This is a genomic window from cyanobacterium endosymbiont of Epithemia clementina EcSB, assembly GCF_029919255.1.
Lineage (GTDB): Bacteria > Cyanobacteriota > Cyanobacteriia > Cyanobacteriales > Microcystaceae > Rippkaea.
Genome location: NZ_CP123991.1, coordinates 712,995 through 732,964, shown reverse-complemented (window position 1 = coordinate 732,964; position 19,970 = coordinate 712,995). Strand labels below are relative to the sequence as shown.

The 19,970-nt window shown below is 35.1% G+C and carries 14 protein-coding genes and 1 pseudogene; 7 read left to right on the top strand and 8 right to left on the bottom strand.

Annotated elements, in window-relative coordinates; translation table 11 throughout:
• Positions 1 to 63 precede the first annotated feature (63 nt).
• Positions 64 to 204 carry a hypothetical protein gene (locus tag P3F56_RS10280; protein WP_342637178.1) on the top strand — a complete coding sequence of 47 codons (141 nt, stop codon included), beginning with the start codon at positions 64 to 66 and terminating at the stop codon, positions 202 to 204.
• 835 nt (positions 205 to 1,039) lie between these two features.
• A complete protein-coding gene (locus P3F56_RS02335) occupies positions 1,040 to 1,387 on the top strand; it encodes a translation initiation factor (protein WP_281153205.1) in 348 nt (115 codons plus the stop codon).
• A 127-nt stretch (positions 1,388 to 1,514) separates the two neighbouring features.
• On the opposite strand, the gene rpsU is transcribed toward P3F56_RS02335, so the two are convergent.
• Together rpsU and P3F56_RS02325 are read right to left on the bottom strand one after the other, a co-directional pair.
• Positions 1,515 to 1,697 carry a 30S ribosomal protein S21 gene (rpsU, locus tag P3F56_RS02330; RefSeq protein ID WP_012596483.1) on the bottom strand — a complete coding sequence of 61 codons (183 nt, stop codon included), beginning with the start codon at positions 1,695 to 1,697 and terminating at the stop codon, positions 1,515 to 1,517.
• A 173-nt stretch (positions 1,698 to 1,870) separates the two neighbouring features.
• The gene (locus P3F56_RS02325) at positions 1,871 to 4,147 is read right to left on the bottom strand and encodes an IMS domain-containing protein (RefSeq protein ID WP_281153204.1); all 2,277 of its coding nucleotides are present in this window, start codon (positions 4,145 to 4,147) and stop codon (positions 1,871 to 1,873) included.
• Between the two features lie 490 nt (positions 4,148 to 4,637).
• Between P3F56_RS02325 and pdhA the strand changes: the two genes are divergently transcribed.
• Entirely contained in the window at positions 4,638 to 5,672 is a 1,035-nt protein-coding gene (pdhA, locus tag P3F56_RS02320) for a pyruvate dehydrogenase (acetyl-transferring) E1 component subunit alpha (RefSeq protein WP_281153203.1), read from the top strand.
• Between the two features lie 94 nt (positions 5,673 to 5,766).
• Here pdhA and P3F56_RS02315 read toward each other — a convergent pair whose 3' ends face one another.
• The 3 genes from P3F56_RS02315 to P3F56_RS02305 form a co-directional block, all read right to left on the bottom strand.
• Positions 5,767 to 6,150: a DUF1815 family protein gene (locus P3F56_RS02315; RefSeq protein WP_281153202.1), complete on the bottom strand. Its 384-nt coding sequence runs from the start codon at positions 6,148 to 6,150 to the stop codon at positions 5,767 to 5,769.
• Between the two features lie 1,884 nt (positions 6,151 to 8,034).
• Positions 8,035 to 8,874 carry a CPBP family intramembrane glutamic endopeptidase gene (locus tag P3F56_RS02310; protein ID WP_281153201.1) on the bottom strand — a complete coding sequence of 280 codons (840 nt, stop codon included), beginning with the start codon at positions 8,872 to 8,874 and terminating at the stop codon, positions 8,035 to 8,037.
• Positions 8,875 to 9,136: 262 nt separating this feature from the next.
• A complete protein-coding gene (locus tag P3F56_RS02305) occupies positions 9,137 to 9,532 on the bottom strand; it encodes an AbrB family transcriptional regulator (RefSeq protein ID WP_119259648.1) in 396 nt (131 codons plus the stop codon).
• Positions 9,533 to 10,102: 570 nt separating this feature from the next.
• Here P3F56_RS02305 and P3F56_RS02300 point away from each other — a divergent pair.
• The 3 genes and pseudogenes from P3F56_RS02300 (at position 10,103) to sodX (ending at position 12,266) form a co-directional block, all read left to right on the top strand.
• Positions 10,103 to 11,086: pseudogene (locus P3F56_RS02300) on the top strand (succinate dehydrogenase/fumarate reductase iron-sulfur subunit).
• Between the two features lie 346 nt (positions 11,087 to 11,432).
• Complete coding sequence (gene sodN, locus P3F56_RS02295) at positions 11,433 to 11,891, top strand: superoxide dismutase, Ni (protein WP_281153200.1); 459 nt, start codon at positions 11,433 to 11,435, stop codon at positions 11,889 to 11,891.
• 18 nt (positions 11,892 to 11,909) lie between these two features.
• Positions 11,910 to 12,266 carry a nickel-type superoxide dismutase maturation protease gene (gene sodX / locus P3F56_RS02290; RefSeq protein ID WP_281153199.1) on the top strand — a complete coding sequence of 119 codons (357 nt, stop codon included), beginning with the start codon at positions 11,910 to 11,912 and terminating at the stop codon, positions 12,264 to 12,266.
• A gap of 76 nt (positions 12,267 to 12,342) precedes the next feature.
• Here sodX and P3F56_RS02285 read toward each other — a convergent pair whose 3' ends face one another.
• The 3 genes from P3F56_RS02285 to P3F56_RS02275 all read right to left on the bottom strand — a co-directional run bounded on the left by P3F56_RS02285 (position 12,343) and on the right by P3F56_RS02275 (position 18,199).
• Positions 12,343 to 12,471 carry a hypothetical protein gene (locus P3F56_RS02285; protein ID WP_281153198.1) on the bottom strand — a complete coding sequence of 43 codons (129 nt, stop codon included), beginning with the start codon at positions 12,469 to 12,471 and terminating at the stop codon, positions 12,343 to 12,345.
• 1,857 nt (positions 12,472 to 14,328) lie between these two features.
• The gene (locus P3F56_RS02280) at positions 14,329 to 15,531 is read right to left on the bottom strand and encodes an NHL repeat-containing protein (protein WP_281153197.1); all 1,203 of its coding nucleotides are present in this window, start codon (positions 15,529 to 15,531) and stop codon (positions 14,329 to 14,331) included.
• Between the two features lie 1,987 nt (positions 15,532 to 17,518).
• Positions 17,519 to 18,199: an MBL fold metallo-hydrolase gene (locus tag P3F56_RS02275; RefSeq protein ID WP_281153196.1), complete on the bottom strand. Its 681-nt coding sequence runs from the start codon at positions 18,197 to 18,199 to the stop codon at positions 17,519 to 17,521.
• 151 nt (positions 18,200 to 18,350) lie between these two features.
• Between P3F56_RS02275 and P3F56_RS02270 the strand changes: the two genes are divergently transcribed.
• Positions 18,351 to 19,835, top strand: a complete 1,485-nt coding sequence (locus P3F56_RS02270) for a site-2 protease family protein (RefSeq protein WP_281153195.1) — start codon at positions 18,351 to 18,353, stop codon at positions 19,833 to 19,835.
• The last annotated feature ends 135 nt before the right edge of the window (positions 19,836 to 19,970 follow it).

Genomic DNA, 19,970 nt, shown 5'->3' with positions numbered 1-19,970 from the left:
AGATGGAATACTATCATTTAGTCATTCTCGCTTTAGGAGAGTACACTTTGATAGTATTGTCTTATTAATTCTCTGAATAAATGCTACCGTAATGAAAGTCAACCCCAGGCAGACACCAAACGAAAATTTTATGGACTGTGGACAGTTGCTCACACTTTAGTAGAAAAGACAGCCGAAATTTTAATTGAGAGGATGTGTTTCTAAATTGCTCCTACTCCTTACAATATCTCTGTTGATTCGACTAAAGTTGTCTATTGTATCGTTAACTATCTCCAAACAAGTCAACAGCAACTGGTAACCGTAGAACCATCAGACTAAAGACTTGGTAGACTTAAGAATGGCAAGCTTATCGCCTTAGTCAAAAGTTAGTAGTCGGTAAGTTGCAAACTTTTTTGAGAATGTCCCAACGAATAGATCAACATAATCACCATTAACCCTTAGCATTGCTTCAAGTCATCGCTTTGTCGGGAACCATTGGATAACTCCTAGACTTACTCACATTAAGGTTGAGACAATTACTTTTGTTGAAAAACTCTATCGCATTGGGTTAGTAAAAGTTAGAATTTAAGTGTTCAATAAACTCCTATATTATTTATATAATACAAGTTTAGGAGTTTATGTTTTTAGGGTGATCGCTCTTCTATCGGGGCAATACTCTTCAGAACTATGCCTGAATTAGAGGCAATAAAATAAATTTTTGATCACCAATTAGAACAAGGAAATAAATCTCTATTAAACTGCTAATTATAGGTTAATTGAACTACTTTTATGAATTGACTCAACTGCAGGGCGATTCTCTCGCCTTGGATTTAGGAGAGGTTTTGGAAAAGTGCTACGACTCTAAGACTATATAGAAATCGACTCTAATCCCATTTTAGTGGACTTTTGTCTAATCTAGTTCGTTTAGCACGAATGGAGTTAATGACTTTACCTGATCGTTCTAGTAAACTTCCTGTAGTTTAGCTGGAAGAAGCAACTAAGTAAGCTTTGCTCAAAGTTCAAGATCAAGTTAAATTAGGTTATGTCCCTATGGTTTTTTATGTCTTCCAAACGTCAGTATTCTTCTGAGCACATTGCCTATCAAGAGTTTGGTTTATCTTCCAACCCAGAGGTGTTAGAAAGTCAGGTTAAAAATCTACTTCCCCAACAACAAAACATTTTGGTGAAGTCCACCCGATCAGGACGAAAGGGCAAAACCGTGACCGTTATAACTGGTTTTCAACATTCTGCTGAAGAGTTAGTTCAATTACTTAAACAATTAAAAAATCAATGCGGTAGTGGCGGCACTATTAAAGACAATACTCTTGAAATTCAAGGGAATCATTGCCAAAAAATAGTAACTGTTCTCTCTCAATTAGGCTACAAAGTAAAAATTAGTGGTGGTTAACTCCCAAAAAAGTTAACCCTCTCCCATTCAGGAGAGGTTATGGATACCATAGAACTCTTTAGAATATATCAACAACTTTAAGAAAAATTGACTAACCAGGGCACAGCCTGCATTGCAAGTCCTACTTCTAACGACGGCGCGATCGCTGCCTTCTACGAGTCGCTTCTTTGCGCTTCCGTTTCTCTTGCGGCGTTTCAAAGAATTGATGCTTTTTATAATCTGTGTAGATTCCGGCTTTAGCAACCTGTCGCTTAAACCGACGCAAAGCAGATTCAATGGGCTCATTTTGACCGACTACAACTTGGGTCATTGATTAACTCTTATACCTCCTAGTTTTTTTACAGCAGGAAATGGGCCAACAATTTGATTATTGGCTTTCCTAACACAAATCTGTTGAGTTATAGCTTTCTAGCTTATCAGCCACACCACTTTTTGTCAAACTAATTAGTCTAATGACTGAGAAAGTTTGCTCCTCATTGTTCCTTAATTAATAACTTCAAGAGAATAAATTAGCCAACGATCTTGCTTGCGGAGTAACCCATAACGAACTCTCAGTCGATCATCATAAGATTGACTCTTGTTTAGTTGACCACGGTGGTAAAAATCAGCAATTTCTCTAACCTCAGCCTCAATAACTGCTTTATCTGGGGTATTATCAGTAATATTTAGGGACTTTATAGTAACATTATGCTTATATTTCCAATAGTCTTCGTATTTTATAAGACTTTGCGCTCTACTTTTCCAGAGACTGAGAAGAGGAGTTGATAAAGTGTTGTTTAATGACTCAATCTTATGTTCCAAGCCGAAGGCATCAGCTTTACTCGATAACCACGTCTCAATGACTTGTTTCGCGTCTTCTATGGTCAGTTTCTTTATCTGATTTTTTGTTTTATTTTTGATTTTAGTCTCTGGCACTGGAATGGTAATTGGAGGTTGACGTAGTTCCAAAACAAGTTGTTCTTCCTCCAAAGCAACCAAGGGAGACACAATATATTGAATCCATTTAACTGATGATCCTACTGCTCCTAAGACTGTCAATGAAGCAACCAGCATAAACCAAGGCCGGAATTTAAAGATTGTCTTGCCAGTCCTGTAGGGATTGTTTCGTTTATACGACCCACGCTGAGCTCTTTGTTCTGGCTCGTTAGCTGTTGTCGGTAAACTAAAAGACTGGTCAGTCTGGGATTTCCGAAGATAATCCTGGTGAGAAGTTGTAACAACTGACTTGTTTCTAGCTCCTCTCGAAGAATTTTCCCTAAAACTGCGACGATATGGAGTCCTAGGAACAGCAGCAGCTGTGGCCATAGTAGGAATCCCCCCACCTCCACTGACAAGTAACTGAGGTTCTTGATGTTGAAAGCGGGTTTTTCTTAAGTGTCGTCCTTTGGCGAAAGATCTTCTTTCTTGAACGACATGATCATTTCGAGAGATTGTTCTACTAAACATCACTTCATTTCCTTGTTTCCCTTTAAGATAAGTCTTTTGAGAATCAAAAGATAACTGTTCTAAGTAAGTCTGAACTGCTTGATCAGCAAAATAATCTTCTAAAGAGTCAGTCCGTTTTTTAAAATCACGAAAATGAGAAAATACTTCCGTGTGTAACCAATATTGCCCATATAAACACAATCCTGGGAGAAGATCTGGCGCCCCTTGGGATTGTTCTCGAACAAAAGTTAAGACTTCTTCATCTTCACATTGTTCTAATGCTAGGATAGCCTCCCGGGTTTCCCCTAAAAGCAACGCACAAATCCCTTTTTCTAAAGAGACATCTTGAAGTTTCTCTAAGCCGTCAAGAATACCTTTTGCTTCAACAATAAAAGCCGGTTGTTTTCCGGCAAAACCACGGGCAATTAAAGAATATACTCTTAAATAAGCAGCTACGGCCGACCGGTAATTGGTTTCACGAAAAAAAATATCTTCTTGCTCGGTAGCTGTTAGATAAGTCCGTAGTTGTTGAATAAACCGCAAAAAATCATCAATACCAAGCCCAGAGTGATCATCACCCTGACCATCAATCCCCTGTCTTTCCTGTAACATTTCTTGAAGTAGGGTTTTGCCTTGATCTCGATCAGCTCGATTTTTTTCAGGTTGAGCCAACAACTCCAGAATTCGGTAGGGACGTAACTTATAAAGTTCCTTGGTAATTTCGAGTTGTAATGAGGGAAATAAACAATTTTCTTGGAGTATACTGAGTCCTTTTCCCCCTGAAATTCCAGCCTGTTCGTATTCTTCTTGTTGCCATTGTTCCCTGCTCAATTCTAAAGCAGCTAGGGCAATGGTAAGAATAACATCACTTTGAATCTCGCAGATGGAAGAAAACAGCTCCGATCTAGGACTTGACAAGGTGTCAAGAGAAAGTTCACCAAACTTAATGACTAGTTCATATTCTCCCAACTCTTGGAGAATCATTAAGGCCCCTATCCACTGCTTAGGGGCAATTTCTAACGTCTTAGGATCTAATGGCGATGAATCAGGAAGAATTTCTTCCTCTGAGCCAGTTAAAGGAATTTCCAGATTGGACTTTAATTGGTCGGAAAAAGTAGTTTCTAGAAACAAGGCCTCGTGAGCAGCTCTTTGTTCTGAGTCCGATAATACTTCATAGGCTTGAGTAAGCAGCTGCTTCCGCGATGAAATCGCCATCTTGCTATATTCCCGGCGGGGTGATTGCAGACAGCGATCATGATAAGCCTGACTAAGCTGCTTATCTGTAACTTGGGGAAGAACTCCCAAAATTCTGTAGTAGTCGAGGGGGATACGCACGGTTGATTTCCTCAGAGCCGGGTCAAGACAATAAGCTTATCCTTATTCTGATAGCCTATATTTAAGATACATGTCCAGTTTAAGACACTTAGGAAACAGAGCAAGGACAACATAGTAAACCGATAACACTTAAGCTCCAGAATAAGCTCCAGAAAGATTCAGTGACTGGTAAGCATAAGCATAGACAAAGCTGAGAAAGATTATAACTAAAATATTCCAATTAGTAAAACAGTTACTACCTGTCTCAATCTTAGCCTTTATAGAGATCCGCCCTATTCTAACCGCGTTAACTCTATTGGGTTTATTAGAGTTTATTTTAGTAAAAACTTGGAGCTGTAGGGAATCGTATAAGTCTTTTAACATAAAAATCTCATCTCCCTCTATAATCTTTAAGTCAGTATTTTTTGCTCTCATTTGAAGTAGGCAGTTGAGCTAAGTCAACCTTAATCACTCAATGGTCTTAATGAATTATCATTATTCTACAAAATCTATGGTTTCCCAACGAACATTACCCAAATTTAACCAAGCTTCTATCAAAATCACCAAAGAGGAAGGTTTAATCCTCTATGAAGACATGATACTCGGGCGCTTGTTTGAAGATAAGTGTGCTGAGATGTATTACCGGGGTAAAATGTTCGGTTTTGTTCATCTGTACAATGGCCAAGAGGCAGTTTCTACTGGAATAATCAAAGCTTTACGTCCCGGTGAAGACTATGTATCTAGTACCTATCGTGATCACGTTCATGCCCTTAGTTGTGGAGTTCCCCCTCACGAGGTGATGGCAGAATTATTTGGAAAGGAGACTGGATGTAGCAAAGGACGGGGCGGTTCAATGCACCTATTTTCTGCTGAACATCGACTTCTAGGGGGTTATGCCTTTGTCGCTGAAGGTATCCCTGTAGCCACGGGAGCAGCTTTCCAAAGCAAATATCGACGGGAAATGATGGGGGATGAGACATCCGATCAAGTTACTGTATGCTTTTTTGGGGATGGAGCTAGCAACAATGGTCAATTCTTCGAGTGTCTCAACATGGCTTCATTGTGGAAGTTGCCAATTATTTACGTCGTTGAAAATAACAAATGGGCAATTGGCATGGCTCATGATCGGGCAACCTCTCAACCGGAAATTTATCAAAAAGCTACTGTTTTTAATATGGCCGGTGTGGAAGTAGATGGTATGGACGTACTTGCTGTTCGTAGTGTTGCTCAAAAGGCCATCGCCCGTGCCCGTGCCGGAGAAGGCCCAACTTTAATTGAAGCTTTGACTTATCGCTTTCGAGGACATTCCTTAGCTGATCCCGATGAACTTAGATCTTCTGATGAAAAAGAATTTTGGGGAGGCCGAGATCCCATTAATAAACTGACTACTTATCTAGTGGAGCGTAATTTAGCTGATAACCAAGAACTCGAGAACATTAAAAAGCAAGTTCAAGAGAAAATCGATCAAGCGGTTCAATTTGCTCAAGATAGTCCAGAACCTAATGCAAATGAGCTCTATCGCTATGTTTTTGCTGAAGACAAATAAGTTACTTTCCTAAAACAGACTTAAAACAGAGAACAATTTGAGGACAAGATTAAGGAGATTTCCTTGTTTATGTTTCCTCTGAGTTTTCTAAAACTTAAATCGATTGTATCTGAGGTTCAGGAGTAGAATTATCTTCAGAAGTAAAATTATCTGAAGTGTCGGACTTGGATGGCTCAATTTGATATTTAACTAAATCAGCTAACTCCTGCAATTGACTGATGGCCTCAGCCCCTTCAAGTTTCATCAGCTCAAGATCGTCTCGCATCTCTGTCCAGGTAATTCCGTAGTCCGATACCAAAAAGCGAATCAGATGGTTTTCTCCTAGGCTAACCATAAAAGAACCACTGTTCATCTGCCCACCACAAGTGTAGCAAGAAGCTAGATAACCTTGTTTTTCAAGGACAATCGCCAGTGCTTGGAGATTAATTACTAAATCTCTCACAAAGTTACGGTGTTGTTGAGCTAGTCGGGTAAACACTTTTCTTCCTCCGAGTAACACTACCCATTGTAAAACCCTAACACTCTTTTTTAATTTTATTTAAGGTGTTCAAGATATATTCATCTAACAATCTAGGTACCTTCAAAATTAGTTGAGTATATATAGTGACCTGGCACTAGCCTAGTCTAGTTTTACGTAAATTTCTGGTATACACTACTACACTCGACTGTGCTGTTCTTATTCTCTCAAAGTTTTGCGCCATGTAAAAAAGTTTCTGGACAAATCTTAAATTTATCTTAAGGAGATATTAATTCAATATGTCATCTAAACTTTGTGATTTGATTATTAGGATTTTTAACTTTAATAAATTGTCTTTGTTCCCAGTTTGTTAATATTTGACCTAGCTAATTTTCTTTCGATCTAACGTGTCTTACGCCATCGATTTTGGAACTAGCAACATCGTCATCATTTATTCGAGTTCGATCACAGAACAGGCTAAAAGTATTAAGTTATCGAAACTATATATGTCAATTTAAGCAGTAAATCCTTATTAATTCCCAATTTGCCTTATTTAGAAAATACCACTGAGTTTCAAGTAATCATAAGATAATCCATGCCCAGTTGCGAATTAGATTGTAAATTTTTGAAAAAATTTGTTATTTTCTCTAAAATTTAGCTCATAAGTTCGAGATTTGTTGCAAAATTTAGATGAAAAAATTATATTCTTTGAATAAGTAAAAAAAATTACTCTTAACTTAGTTATTCAAATAACTTAAAGCAGAAGAAATTCCCAACTTTGACTCTGTCATATTGACCGTTCCAATAGATATTTTTTAAAGTTATCATTATTGGTTGGGCTAAGTATGTCAGTATCGGTTTATTGAACAAGTGAGACTATGCTGATAAATATACTGCAGCAGCGTTAGTATATGGAGTAATCGAAGAAAATTTATCATTTTAATGGAATTTGGAACTCGATATAAAAGTCAAGGATTTGTTTTAAAATGGGGAAGTAAATTATTCAGCTCAGGTTTTAATAAAAAGAACAAAAATATCATGGATATTTTAATTAATACCAGTTCTAATTTAAGCAGTTCTGATATTAATAATTATTCGATCTAGTATTTTTAGATTACCCAAGGTTTACCACAGTCTTTTCTTGTTTTACTAAAAGTAAAACGATATCAAATAAAACTATTATCTTTAATATAAGCGACGTAAGTCTATTTTAATAATAAACAGTTAAATATTTATAAGTTGAATTTTACTCGAGATCAATTTGAATATTTTGTTTAAAAAAAGCCATTAATTAATTTATTTAATTAATTAATTAATTAAGTCTTATAACAAGAAATTAATTAAAATATCAGGTATTGATGCAATGTTATTAGTGAGGATGAGCTCTCTAATTTTCTAATGCAAACTTCAGTGAAACTGCATTTTAATAAGGCTAGAATCAAATGTAATCGACGTATTAAAGCAATTATATTAATAGCTTTAAAATGAGTTCAAGGATTTCAATTGACTGACTTTTTCTACATCATAACTTTCAGAAAAGTTGTCATAACTGGTATTCTCTTACCAGATTTAGCTAATCTTCTTTCACTAAAGATCTCATCTGATTAACATTGTGAACTTCTACCGAAGATTAACCAAGAATAGAATCAATTATCCTAGAATTAGGTTTTAAAAGGGGAGAACCAGTGGTCTATCTCGATGGTTTTCACTTAGTAACTCGTCGGTCAGAAAGTGAGTTAAGATACTGAGATACAACCCCTTAATAATAAAAATATGGGAAGAAAAATTGCTAAATTAGTTCGGTATAAATTCGAAAAAGTAATTGCCTTAAGCTGTATTTTGGAGTTAATAAACCTCAGCCTACAATCAAATTGTTTCCCAGTTTAGTTGAATGAAATTCCTAAATTAAAATAAAGAAAATTGCCATAAAACTAAACCTGTTCCCAACAGACAAAGAATTCCGGATATTCTGGCTAAAGGTTGTTTCTTCCAGCCAACCACCCCTGCAGCTCCCTTATCAGTATAGGAAATCAATTCGGCCGCATCGATGCACGATAACCCCCAAATCCAACCCACATGGAGTCCTGATGCTAAAGCTAAGCTGCCTTCGTCCATTATTCTAGCCCACACCAAAATCATACCCATTATCCATAATCCAGGAAGTTGAGGAATTGTTTCTTCCCTTTCCCAGAGTAAGTGTAAGAGAGCAAAAACACCACTGGAGATAATAGCGGCTATTTCTAGGGAATAGTCTTGTTGTAGTAAATTGAGTAAAACTCCCCGAAAGATTAATTCTTCAGTAATTCCTACCCAAAGTCCTAACCCCAATAAGGGTAATCCTAATTTACCCAGACGATATAAATTATTTTTTTGCCAAATTAACCAACCAAACCATCCTTCGAGTCCAAAGAGAATCCCTAAACCGGCAATTCCTAATCCTATTCCTAAAAGTAAAGAAATCAAAAAAGTCAGTTGCCACTTTAGTCCGTAGTCTATTACGGAGGTCCCTTCTACTGAAATAGTTAGCCATACTAGAAGAGGAACAGTTAAATAGAGAGATATAACAAGGAGGAGTTTTTCCGAACCTACTAAAGGACTAAAGGGTTGCCAGCTAATTTTTCTGGCTATAGACCAAGCTAAAGGCAGCCAAAGTATAACCCAAGTAATTAAAAAGAGGCATACTTTGACTGTTCCGGAAAGAGTTAAGCTCAAAGTTATATCCAAGAATGCAATTGGTAATGACAAAATTGTTTCTTATACTGTCTATATCTTCTAATGAAGAATCTATAGTTACTACCCTAGTAAAATATTTGAGTTCGGACAGGTTTTACAGAAAAATCTATGGGGGCTAACGTCTGTTTCTTATATTACGCCGCCCCGAGTAAGACGATAGCTTTTAGGACTAATTATCCGTTAGACCCTAATAAGAACAGGTTAAGGCAAACCCATCCAATGGGGTTTTTTAGGCTCAAGAGATTTTATAATCTTTGTTTAGATTAAATAATTCCTAAGCTGCTTCTTCCTCAACGACCTCCCCATCATCTCCAATTTGTTTGAGGTGAATGTGTTTGTATCCTAATTTAATTTCAAACTCATCTCCAGGTTTCAATCCCATCTCTTGGGTGTATGTTGATCCGATGACAATTTGACCATTTTTGTGGACACTTACACGGTAAGTGGGTTCACGTCCTCGACCATCTTTAGCGGTTCCTGGCTCAAGAGGAACTCCTTTGGCTCCTAAAACTGCATCATAGAACTCTGTCAAATTGACGCGGACTTGTCCGTCTTTTGTAACTGAGTAATAGCCACAATCTTTGGCTGTTTCTCTCCGTGGTTTGTGGGATAGCTCTTTGACTTTTTGAAGTAGGGCTTTTCCCGTTAAAGGGATTGGTTTATCGGTCATGATGTTATCAATGTTCCTTGATTGAAGTTTAATGATCGTTGCCTTTATTGACCATATCAAAAATATAGCGTTATCTTCCTAATAAAATCAAGAAAATTTTCAATAATTATAAACGAGAGAAGCAGACAGTTCAAGAAGACAAAATGTAAGGAGAAGTGCATCCCCTTAAGAAAATTTACCCCTAATATCGTGATGGATTTGAGTTACTCAGTCTAAAAATAAGTTTTTTAAAGTTAGCTTCTACAATCTGGATAACCTTTGTGATACTGAGTTTGGGGGAATATACTTATGGATGGATGAAAGGATTAAATCTGAAGGTCACAGAACCATTTACTAGGATTTCAATCTATGGAATTGCCCCAGAAGTTACAAGAACCTCACTATTTAATTCTAGTCTTAAAAGAAGGCTAAGCAAGAGGATACACCATAGAGATTGTCTACTTTCGACAATCTCTATGGTGGCTATGATGGAGTAATGATTGAGAGATTTTAGTGAATGTGTTGGGCTACTAAACTAATAGATAGGGTTATGCTTACTCCCCTTCTGAGAAATCACCCTATATCTTCCCTATGAAAGTTCAATTTAAAATTATGCGACAAAAGTCTAATAAAACACCTCATTTACAGACTTATAACTTGGACGTGGAGTCAAACGCAACTATTTTAGATTGCCTCAATCGTATTAAATGGGAAAAAGATGGAACCCTTGCCTTTCGCAAAAATTGTCGTAATACGATCTGTGGTAGTTGTAGCATGAGAATTAATGGTCGTTCTGCCCTTGCTTGTAAAGAAAATGTGGGCAGTGAACTTGAAAAATTTGGACACTCCGGAAAGGAAAAACTACCAACCATGACTATTGCTCCTCTAAAAAATCTCCCAGTAGTTAAGGATTTGGTAGTGGATATGGCCCTTTTTTGGAAAAAATTAGAAGCTATAGAACCCTATGTCAGGCTCAAGGCAAATTCTATTTTTGAACGGGAATTTCTGCAAACCCCCAAAGAGCGATTACGTCTCAATCAGACCAGCAGCTATATCATGTGTGGAGTCTGTTATTCCGAATGTAACGCTCTTACGGTTAACCCCGATTTTGTTGGTCCTCACGCTCTTGCTAAAACACAACGTATGATAGTCGATTCACAGGATACAGAAACTGAAACTCGTTTAGAAACCTAAAATGACGAAACCAAAGGAGTTTGGGGGTGTACTCGTTGCTATTTTTGTAACGCAATTTGTCCCATAGGTGTTTTCCCCATGGACCAAATTGGTTACATTAAACAAGAAATTTTGGCTCAAAAAAATTTTCGAGATAGTCGTGCCATTCGCCATCGTAAGGTTTTGGTAGACTTAGTCAAACAAGGGGGATGGATTGATGAGCGTAAGTTTGGATTATTTGTAGTAGGGAATTATTTGAAAGATTTAAAAGGATTGTTTAGTCTTGCTCCTTTAGGGTTACGAATGGTAGTCAGTGGTAAGTTTACCCTCTCTTTTGAACTGTCAGAAGGGACTGATGAAGTACGATTACTAATTGAACGGGTACAAGCAGAAACCAGCTAGGAGTTAGTTTTTTTAGTCTGCTTATCAATTCCATTATGTTGGTAGGTTGTTTAATTACTTCTTATCAAGAGGAAGCATAAGAGAAGGTTTTTTCTCAGTTAATTATAACATTTTAAACCTTTTTATTTAAAGGAAAGAACAATATTCAAATAATCAATATAGTGCAACTATTAGGAAGCCATAAGGGTAGGGGCAAGAATCTAGAATTTTAAGATCTGAAATGCCTACACTTTTCAATTAAAATTAGGAGGAAGGGAGTTAGTGGGAAAGTTTTATCCTGACCACAGCCCCTTATAGTAACGTTTGTAAACGTTTTATTGAAAAATTAGATACATCTCAGAAAACTATGCTCAACACAATTGCTACTCAAATTAAAAAACACTTCCGCGCGCCAGAAGTTAGTGCTCACTGCGATGGGCCTTGTGGTGTTTATGATCCCGCCTCTGCTCGCATCTACGCTGAAGCAGTATTATCTATGACTAAGAAGATACTAGACCTTAATCCTTCTGTCGGAGATCATGCCACTGCTAATACCCTTTCCCGCTATATTGCAATTAAGGAAGAGCAAGCACAAAAGACTAAAGAAGAATTACTTATCCTTTGGACTGACTACTTTAAACCTGTACATTTAGAAAAATATCCTGATCTTCATAATACTTTTTGGAAGGCTGCTAAACTTTGCTCTGCGTGCAAGGTAGAAGTTAGCTTGGACCAGGCCACCGAATTACTTGCTACTGTTGAGAAAATTCATACTATGTTCTGGTCCAGCAAGAATCGGGATATAGCCTGGGTAAAAGCTAGCTAGATTTGTTTATTTGAGGTAGTGGGCATACAGTTGATCCTTACTAGTGAAAATAAAGAATTACTTCTTTGGTTGTTAAGATTGCGTCAACGGTTTTGTGTTACAGGGGCTTCTATGTTTCCCCTGCTTAAAGCAGGAGAGGAGGTCCTTGTGGACACAAGAGCCTACCGCCGCCATTTACCCGAAATAGGGGATTTAGTCGTAGCTAGGCACCCTCACCATCAAGATTTAATAATTATTAAACGAGCTGTTTTGGTTGACAACAATGGTGACTGTTTTTTATTGGGAGAAAATAGAACAGAAAGCAATGATAGTCGGCATTTTGGCTTTATAAAGCTTCGTAATATTATTGGTAAAGTTACTAGTAAATTTCCTTGAAACATAGTTATTTTTCCGTGAAATACTTACCCTATAAATAATTTTATTTAGGTGCTCATCTAGAACAATAGGATAATTAGTAGATTGCGTTTGTAACTAATTTCTTGGTATTGTCTGTCATTGTTTTAGGTTGACTCCAAATAACGATCCAACTATCCTCTAATTCTAGGATTTCCATATCATTATCAATAGTAGTCATTACCATATCGGTTCCGTTGATAGGTTCGTGGTTAATTAATTAAATTTTTATAAAAATAAGACTTCAAGTGGTTCATCCAATTAGGGGAAGATTTAGGCAAGTTAATTCTAAGATAATAAAAGAGAGATTGCACGAAGGTCTATCATCATGAGTTGTTTTTTTAAGTTCTTCCTGGCTAGTGCGGTTGTTTTTTTTATTGCTGATTTAATTCCGTTTCCTAATTTCCCTTCTGGTATGATTGTTCATATAATTAGTCAATATCAACAACAAAACCAACACAAATAAAACACGTAGAATATTGCTCTTATTTTGAAAGATATCATGCGTTTAAACTTTTCATTTTAAAGAATAGAATGAATGTTTATGTCAAGTTGATACCTCAAAACTTGCCTTATAGATTTCTCTATCGCCTTCTCCTGCTCTGTTTAATGATTCTAATTTAGCATTTTTGTTTAGAATTATAATTGGATACTATAGCATTTGCGATGTCAAAATAAAGCAGTCTGACAATTAGGTTAGACGTTGACTTGAGAAATTATTGCCTATTTTGACTAAGTAACATTTAAAGAAATTAACAATATCTTGGAGTCTCTTAAAAAGATAGCTTATAAATCCATAAATTTAGTTGATTTTAAACTCTAAAGCTCTTTGATTTGATATTTTACTAGTTAAATTTATATCGTCTTATATCGTCAGTTCAGTATGATTTCCCTGTTGTACGTTTGCAAAAAATTTAAAATTACTCGAAAAACTTAGATTACAAACAGTGATTTTCTACATCATGTCGGACATGATGGCTAGCTTTTATTTGTATTTTCTATAGTAGAGACTTATTTACAATATATGTCATGTCTTGATTTACTTTAAATTAAAATATAATAAAAGGAATGATAACTCTTCATCTCAATACAACTTAGTTTATAAGTTTATTTGGATTGCTTCTTACTTTACCTGAATTCTGTAGCCTTATTAGTAAGTTTCTTTAGGAGACCTATAAAAAAATAAAAGGCTTATAAATGAGTAAAGCTACGATTTGTTAATGAACTTTAAATGTTAAAAATCATCATCTAAAACCTGACTTAAAAATTGGAAATGACTAATGAAAAGCTAATGATAAAAATTAAACATTATAAAATAATTTAAAAAATTAGCATGAGGTACTCCATGTTAGTTTAACTGAATTGTCTAATCGGTTTTTATTAATTTAAAAAAATAATGAATTGTTTCATAACACAAAATATAATTAAGATTATTTTTTTATTTTTTGACTCTTCTTAATAAGTTTAAGATTAACAATCCCTAATTTAGAGATTATTTTTCGTCTAAGTAGAGATAATTTTTTTATCTCTACTAATAAAGTTGATAACTATTAGCAAGTTTTTAAAACAGTTAAAAAAGAGTGATCGCTAGATAGCAGTATACTCAAAGACTCAGTTGATACAATTAGAAGAGCAAACACCATCAAAGTTAATTCGCGATCTACAAATTATTTTTAGAATTACAATAAAAGTAGAAACATCATGTTTAAATACAAAATAATAAAAGGTTAAATAAATTGCAAAGTTGCAGATTTTATGAAATTATTAGCACATACAATCATATTTAAAAGGCTAAAATAACTTGTAATGGCTAAAAATCAACTATCTAACTGTAGTCTATGGAACTTAGTAAGTTTTTCTTGTATAGAATAAGTAAAGATGTTCTATCATAAATATGACTTAGCTAAGTAAATTGTAAAAAAGCAATTGTCTAAAAGAGTTAGCAGAAAAAGTATTATGAAAAGTCATTTAATTGTAACTCTAATTTTTCCAAACATGAGAGATACAAAAAATATACTTTTTACATCCATTTAGAGTTGATTATTTACTTATTTGAACTTTGAACAGACCATAGTAAAACTCGATTGTTTCCAGAATCAGCAATAATAGCCGTATCACCACAAATAGAGATGCCATAAGGCCAACTTAAACTATTACGATAAGTCCTACCGTAAGCACGATTTTCTCCCTTACTACGAAAGTTAAGTTGACCTATTAATCCTTGGGAAGAGATACCCATTTCTAGGAAATTTTTCCACCCTAATAAACGAGAGTTAGAAGTGTCTGCCACCATTAACCATTGCTTACAGACAGCTACGCCATACGGCATACTTAAACTTCTAGAAGATGGCCAATAAACCCCTTGATTAAGTTCTACATCTTCAAAATTTGATTGACCTAAAACTAATTTACAGGGAACATTATTTTCGGTTGGTATTCCATCCCAAATCATTACACGATTATTTCCTGCATCAGTCACAACTAGGTTATCTTGCCAAATTGCTAACGCATGAGGCCAACGCATACTTGAAGCGGTTGGAATTCCTCCTCCATTTTCGTCTCGCAGATTCATCTGGGACTGTCCCAGAACGAAATCTGCCGGTTGTCCATTAACTTCCGGGAGTCGATTCCACACTAAAACCCGTCTATTTCCGGTATCTGCGACAAAAAAATAACCTTGATGGTAAAAAACGCCATAAGGCCAGTGCATTCTATCCGCAGCTGTATTAATTTCTCCTCGGTTAACTTGATTTTGGTGAAAATCTGTTTGCCCTAATACAATATCTGCAGGAACATTATGATCTTGAGGTAATTCTTTCCAAATTAAGACCCGATGGTTCCAAGCATCAGCTACTGCCAATCCTTCTCCACAAGTGCAAATCCCCGTAGGAACACTTAAAGTATTGCTTTGAGGAGTTCCATTAGCGTTTTGTCCTTCCTGGTGAAAATCTGGTTGTCCAATTATCAAGTCTGCGGGTTTGCCATCAGTTTCGGGCAGATTTTTCCATCCCAACAGTCGATGGTGTCCTGTGTCTGCTACCCATAACGGGCCAGTTTCGGAAACTAAACAAACACCTCTTGGACCAAACATAGTAGTGGCATTGGGTTCTAGGGGCATCACCAAAGTATTAGAAAACTGTTCACCTAAAATAATAAATGCGCCTTCGGGAACAAGAAAATGATAAAACGATTCATCGGTGTTAGTTGTGGGGGTGAAGTTTTGGTTGATTTGAAAGAAATTTTTCACAATATATAAATTAGCAAAGTTTGTGCGGTTATTGATGGCATTATATCTTTATATGTAAATTATTTTAATATATAAAAAATATTATTTCTGATTCTTTGATCTTTTTATCACTAGTATTGTCTTTTGATTAAATTTCTTCAACTACTAAGACTCAATAAGAGTAATTTATAAATTTAAACCTAACTTTCTTTTAAAGTTATTATTTCTGACTTTTATTTTTTAGGTTTGTAAAAAATCCAATTTATTTCTTAAATAGAAAACAAAAAAAAGGTTATTAATTTTTAGATTAGCGCTCATTTTTTGTATAGTAGTATTCTTTTATGGGCTGTTTCTGAGGTAGGTTGAACACACCCTAAATTAGGGCTAACTTCTATTTAATAGCTTAACAGCGAAAAATTGATGTCTTAAGGTTATGACTGAAGTAGGGTTTATTCCTTAATAGTTGATTATTTGCTAGCTGTTGCTTCAATAGGGGACTGTTAATGGTAATGTAGGTTGTTGGTGTATTAAAAACATACTTAAAGCTAGCCCCAAAGAAGAAGTAATAATTTTTCCCAGAAAGAAAAAGTTACTAACCAAATTAAAGACTAATAATATTAGTAGTATTTAAGAAACTCAATAAGGAAAATAACAAATCAATAAAATTTTATTGTATAATTATTGAATATTAATATTCCAATCTTAATAGCGAACTTTATTAAGAGCAATAAAAAAACTAGATAAAAAACTTATTGATTTAATCATCATTACTTAACGAACAATATTTATCGCTAAAAAATATTGTTTTTTATTATTTATTTCTCAGAAAGAAAGTTACATAGAACGCATTTCAGAATAAATAAATTTTAAATTTTCTACAGATAATTAGAGTTGATTGAGATTAAAATCAATTAAAGGAATTAATTTGTAATTATATCATTTATAATGATAAGGGAATAAGATCTTTTTTGTAAATCCAGTAAACAAATAGCTAATGTCATGGTAATTAGTTAGGTTAAGTTCAACAGACTTGAAACCGGAGATTTGGAAATTCTAATGATTATTTTAAGTACTTAAAGTATACATATATAAATATTTTTTTCAAGAAACAAGTTCTAATAAGAAAAAAGTAATTGAAATCAAAAAATATTTATATAACCTTAATTAGCTCTACATCGAAAATAGTACTCACCTAGAAAGATATCTTATTAATTATTTTTTTAAAAATGCATTTACTTTTTTAAAAAAACCTTGATAGTAAGTAAATTATCAAATAATATAATTAATGCCAAGAAAAAAAAATATACTAAGAATTTTAAAATAAAAAAATCAAATAATTATAAATACCAGCTCCTATAGCTGCTAAAACATCTAAAATACCTCAAGCGAGGACGATCGCGTACCCTAACATGTTAAAGTTTAACATTAAATTTTTTGATCCTTAATAAATTTGATAGAGTTTCTTGAATTCCACTGAAAGTGATGATAATTGTCACACTATATAGATTTTATGTTTATTTAAAGAAGCTTAAATTACAAGATAAGACAATCCATAACTTATCTCTACCTAACCCAGCTATTTAGCGTTTTATAAAGAATGTTTAGAAAACTAGATCAACTTGTTTGTTAAGCTTACGGGCCATTTGGCAAAACATATCCATGCTGCCGTCGCTGCGACAACGTTGTGTATTTGCTTCTGTTGTAGAACTGAATCAAGGTTTAAGGTAAAGTAGATTGTTAGAAACAAACCCATTGCTGTCAGCATTTACTAAGCTTTTTATATCATTAGATTCGAGAATGAAATCTTTCTTTTTCCTGTTGAAAGGCTTACACACTAAATTCATCAACATACTTGGTTTTGTTACCAAAAAATCTAAATAATCCTGCCTCAGATGATACTCTTCTAAGATTTAAGAGAGTATAATCGCAATATATTAAGATTTGTTAACTAGCCTACAAAATAGGACATAGTTATAAAAAAACGAGAACTAGTGAAAAATAAATAAAATCATTGTATGACGGAATTTTTGCGAAGATTATCCAAATTTAAAGTATATAATTGCTCATAAGCTCTATCAATCAATCCTTTTTCCAGCAGAAATTCTATATTAGCTCCTGGGCAAATATAAGTGAGGGAGCCAGAGTTGAAGTAATCGCGCAACATCTGAACACTCTTTAGCTGACGTAACCAATGGAACGTTTTCGCTAACTGTAAAGGTGTTAAAGTCCCTGAGGAATCACACAAAAGATGCCTTCCAGTGAAAAGAATTCCTCCATAGAAACTCCAATAAAGACAAGAAGAACCTGGAGAATGGCCAGGAGTCCAAACTCCCTTAATACCTGGACTAAGAAAGATTTCTTCTTCGAAAGAAGTCACGTTTACCTCTGGAAGTAGATAAGCTTCTTGTTCTTGGATTACAACTAAGCACTTTAGAGTTTTTTGTAGGGATTTTACCGATCTACTCATCCCACCACGATGAGTGATAAATAAACAACGCACCCCCCCGTGTTGTTGAAGAAAGTCTTCAACTTGTTGATTCCACTCGGGACAATCCACCAAGATATTGCCAGTTTTTTCTAAAATAAAATAAGCTGCCCCGCCTAAAGTATCTTTATTGGAAGGGAAAGCGAACAACCCTTCTAATAGTTGACGAGGGAGTTTAGAGAGCCTAGCTGTCTTTTGAAACATAATGGGTGAAAAGTAGAATCCTTGTTAATTTATTACAGGGAATCTCAAAATTGACTGTGGCCTTGTGATTCCATTATTCCTTAATAATAGTGAATCGTCTCAATCATGAACGATGGAGACGATTTCTTGACACATTTTTCAATAGATAACTATGTGGTTACTTTTACTGTTACTTATTTTAAGTATAATTACTTATATTCTCATTAAGCGCACGGTAACGTCAGTCACTCGTACCCCTGCTTGGCTATTGTGGTTAGTTGTTATGACTCCTCCCATAGCTTGGACAGTATGGTATGTGGTAATGGGAGAAGAAGAACCTATTCCCTTTGTGTGGATTATCTTACCCCTATTTATTTGTTTTATTACCTATGGGTGGTTGATTTCTATCGGACGTATTCTTACAGAAAACCAAGATAGTCAGAATTCTTCTTTATCGCCTAACCTTGAAAAAAAGATAAAGACGCTAGAAAATCCTGTTTTCATTCGTCCGATTACCGCTACTGAGGAACAGTCATTGAGAGATTGTTTCCCTTGGGGAGTGTATTACTTGCAGAATTTAGATTATCGTCCCCAAGCTATTCTTTGTCGGGGAAAGTTACGGACAGCCCCAGAAAAAGCTTATCAGTCAATTAAAACTAATATTGAGCGGGTGTTTGGTGATCGCTTCTTAATTCTTTTTCAGGAAAGCTTACAAGGACAGCCCTTTTTTGCCTTAGTAGCTAATCCCTGGGCTAAGTCTCAACATAAAGAACCCGAACAAGCTACTACCCGTCCTTTATTTGCTTTAGGGTTACTATTACTGACGTTGTTAACTACAACAATTGTTGGGACTGAAATAGCTGGCATTTCAGTGGAACAATGGCAAGATAATCTAAAATTACTATTAAATGGATTACCCTATAGTTTAGGAATAATTATAATTTTAGGGATTCATGAACTTAGTCATTATCTAACTGCTATTCGCTATAAAGTTGTTACGACCCTACCTTACTTTATTCCTATACCTTTTTTCTTGGGAACCTTCGGGGCATTCATACAGATAAAATCTCCTATCCCTCATCGTAAAGCATTATTTGATGTCGGTATAGCAGGACCTTTAGGCGGATTTATTGTCACTATTCCTATTTTATTATGGGGACTATCTTTATCAGAAGTCGTGCCTCAAGTTGAGGAGTCTAACCTATTAAGTCTACAAGCATTTGATCCTAGAGTTTCTCTTCTATTTGCTATTTTGGCTAAATTGATTTTTGGGAGTAGTTTTATTGCTGAAAAAGCAATTCATCTTCATCCGTTAGCCATTGCAGGTTATGTGGGATTAATTATTACTGCTTTAAATTTAATGCCTGTGGGACAACTCGATGGGGGACATATTGTTCATGGAATGTTTGGGCAAAGAACAGCAATTATTATTGGTCAATTTACTCGATTGTTTGTCTTAGCTTTAGGAATTATTAGACAGGAGTTTTTACTATGGGCAATTTTACTCTTTTTTATGCCGACTTCTGAGCAGACTGCCTTAAATGATGTAACAGAATTAGATGACAGACGAGATGTCTTAGGGTTATTTTCATTAGCATTGCTGATAATGATTTTGCTTCCTTTACCTGGGACATTAGCTCAATGGTTAAATCTTTAAACCAGTCAAAAGTCAAATTGATTAGCTAAAAATTAAGTGTGTTAAAATCAAGATTTTTTTTGCTCAATCAAGTTGATATTTTTAAATATAGTCTAAAAAATTCTATGGTATGATAGTGAACTCAAAAACGATGGT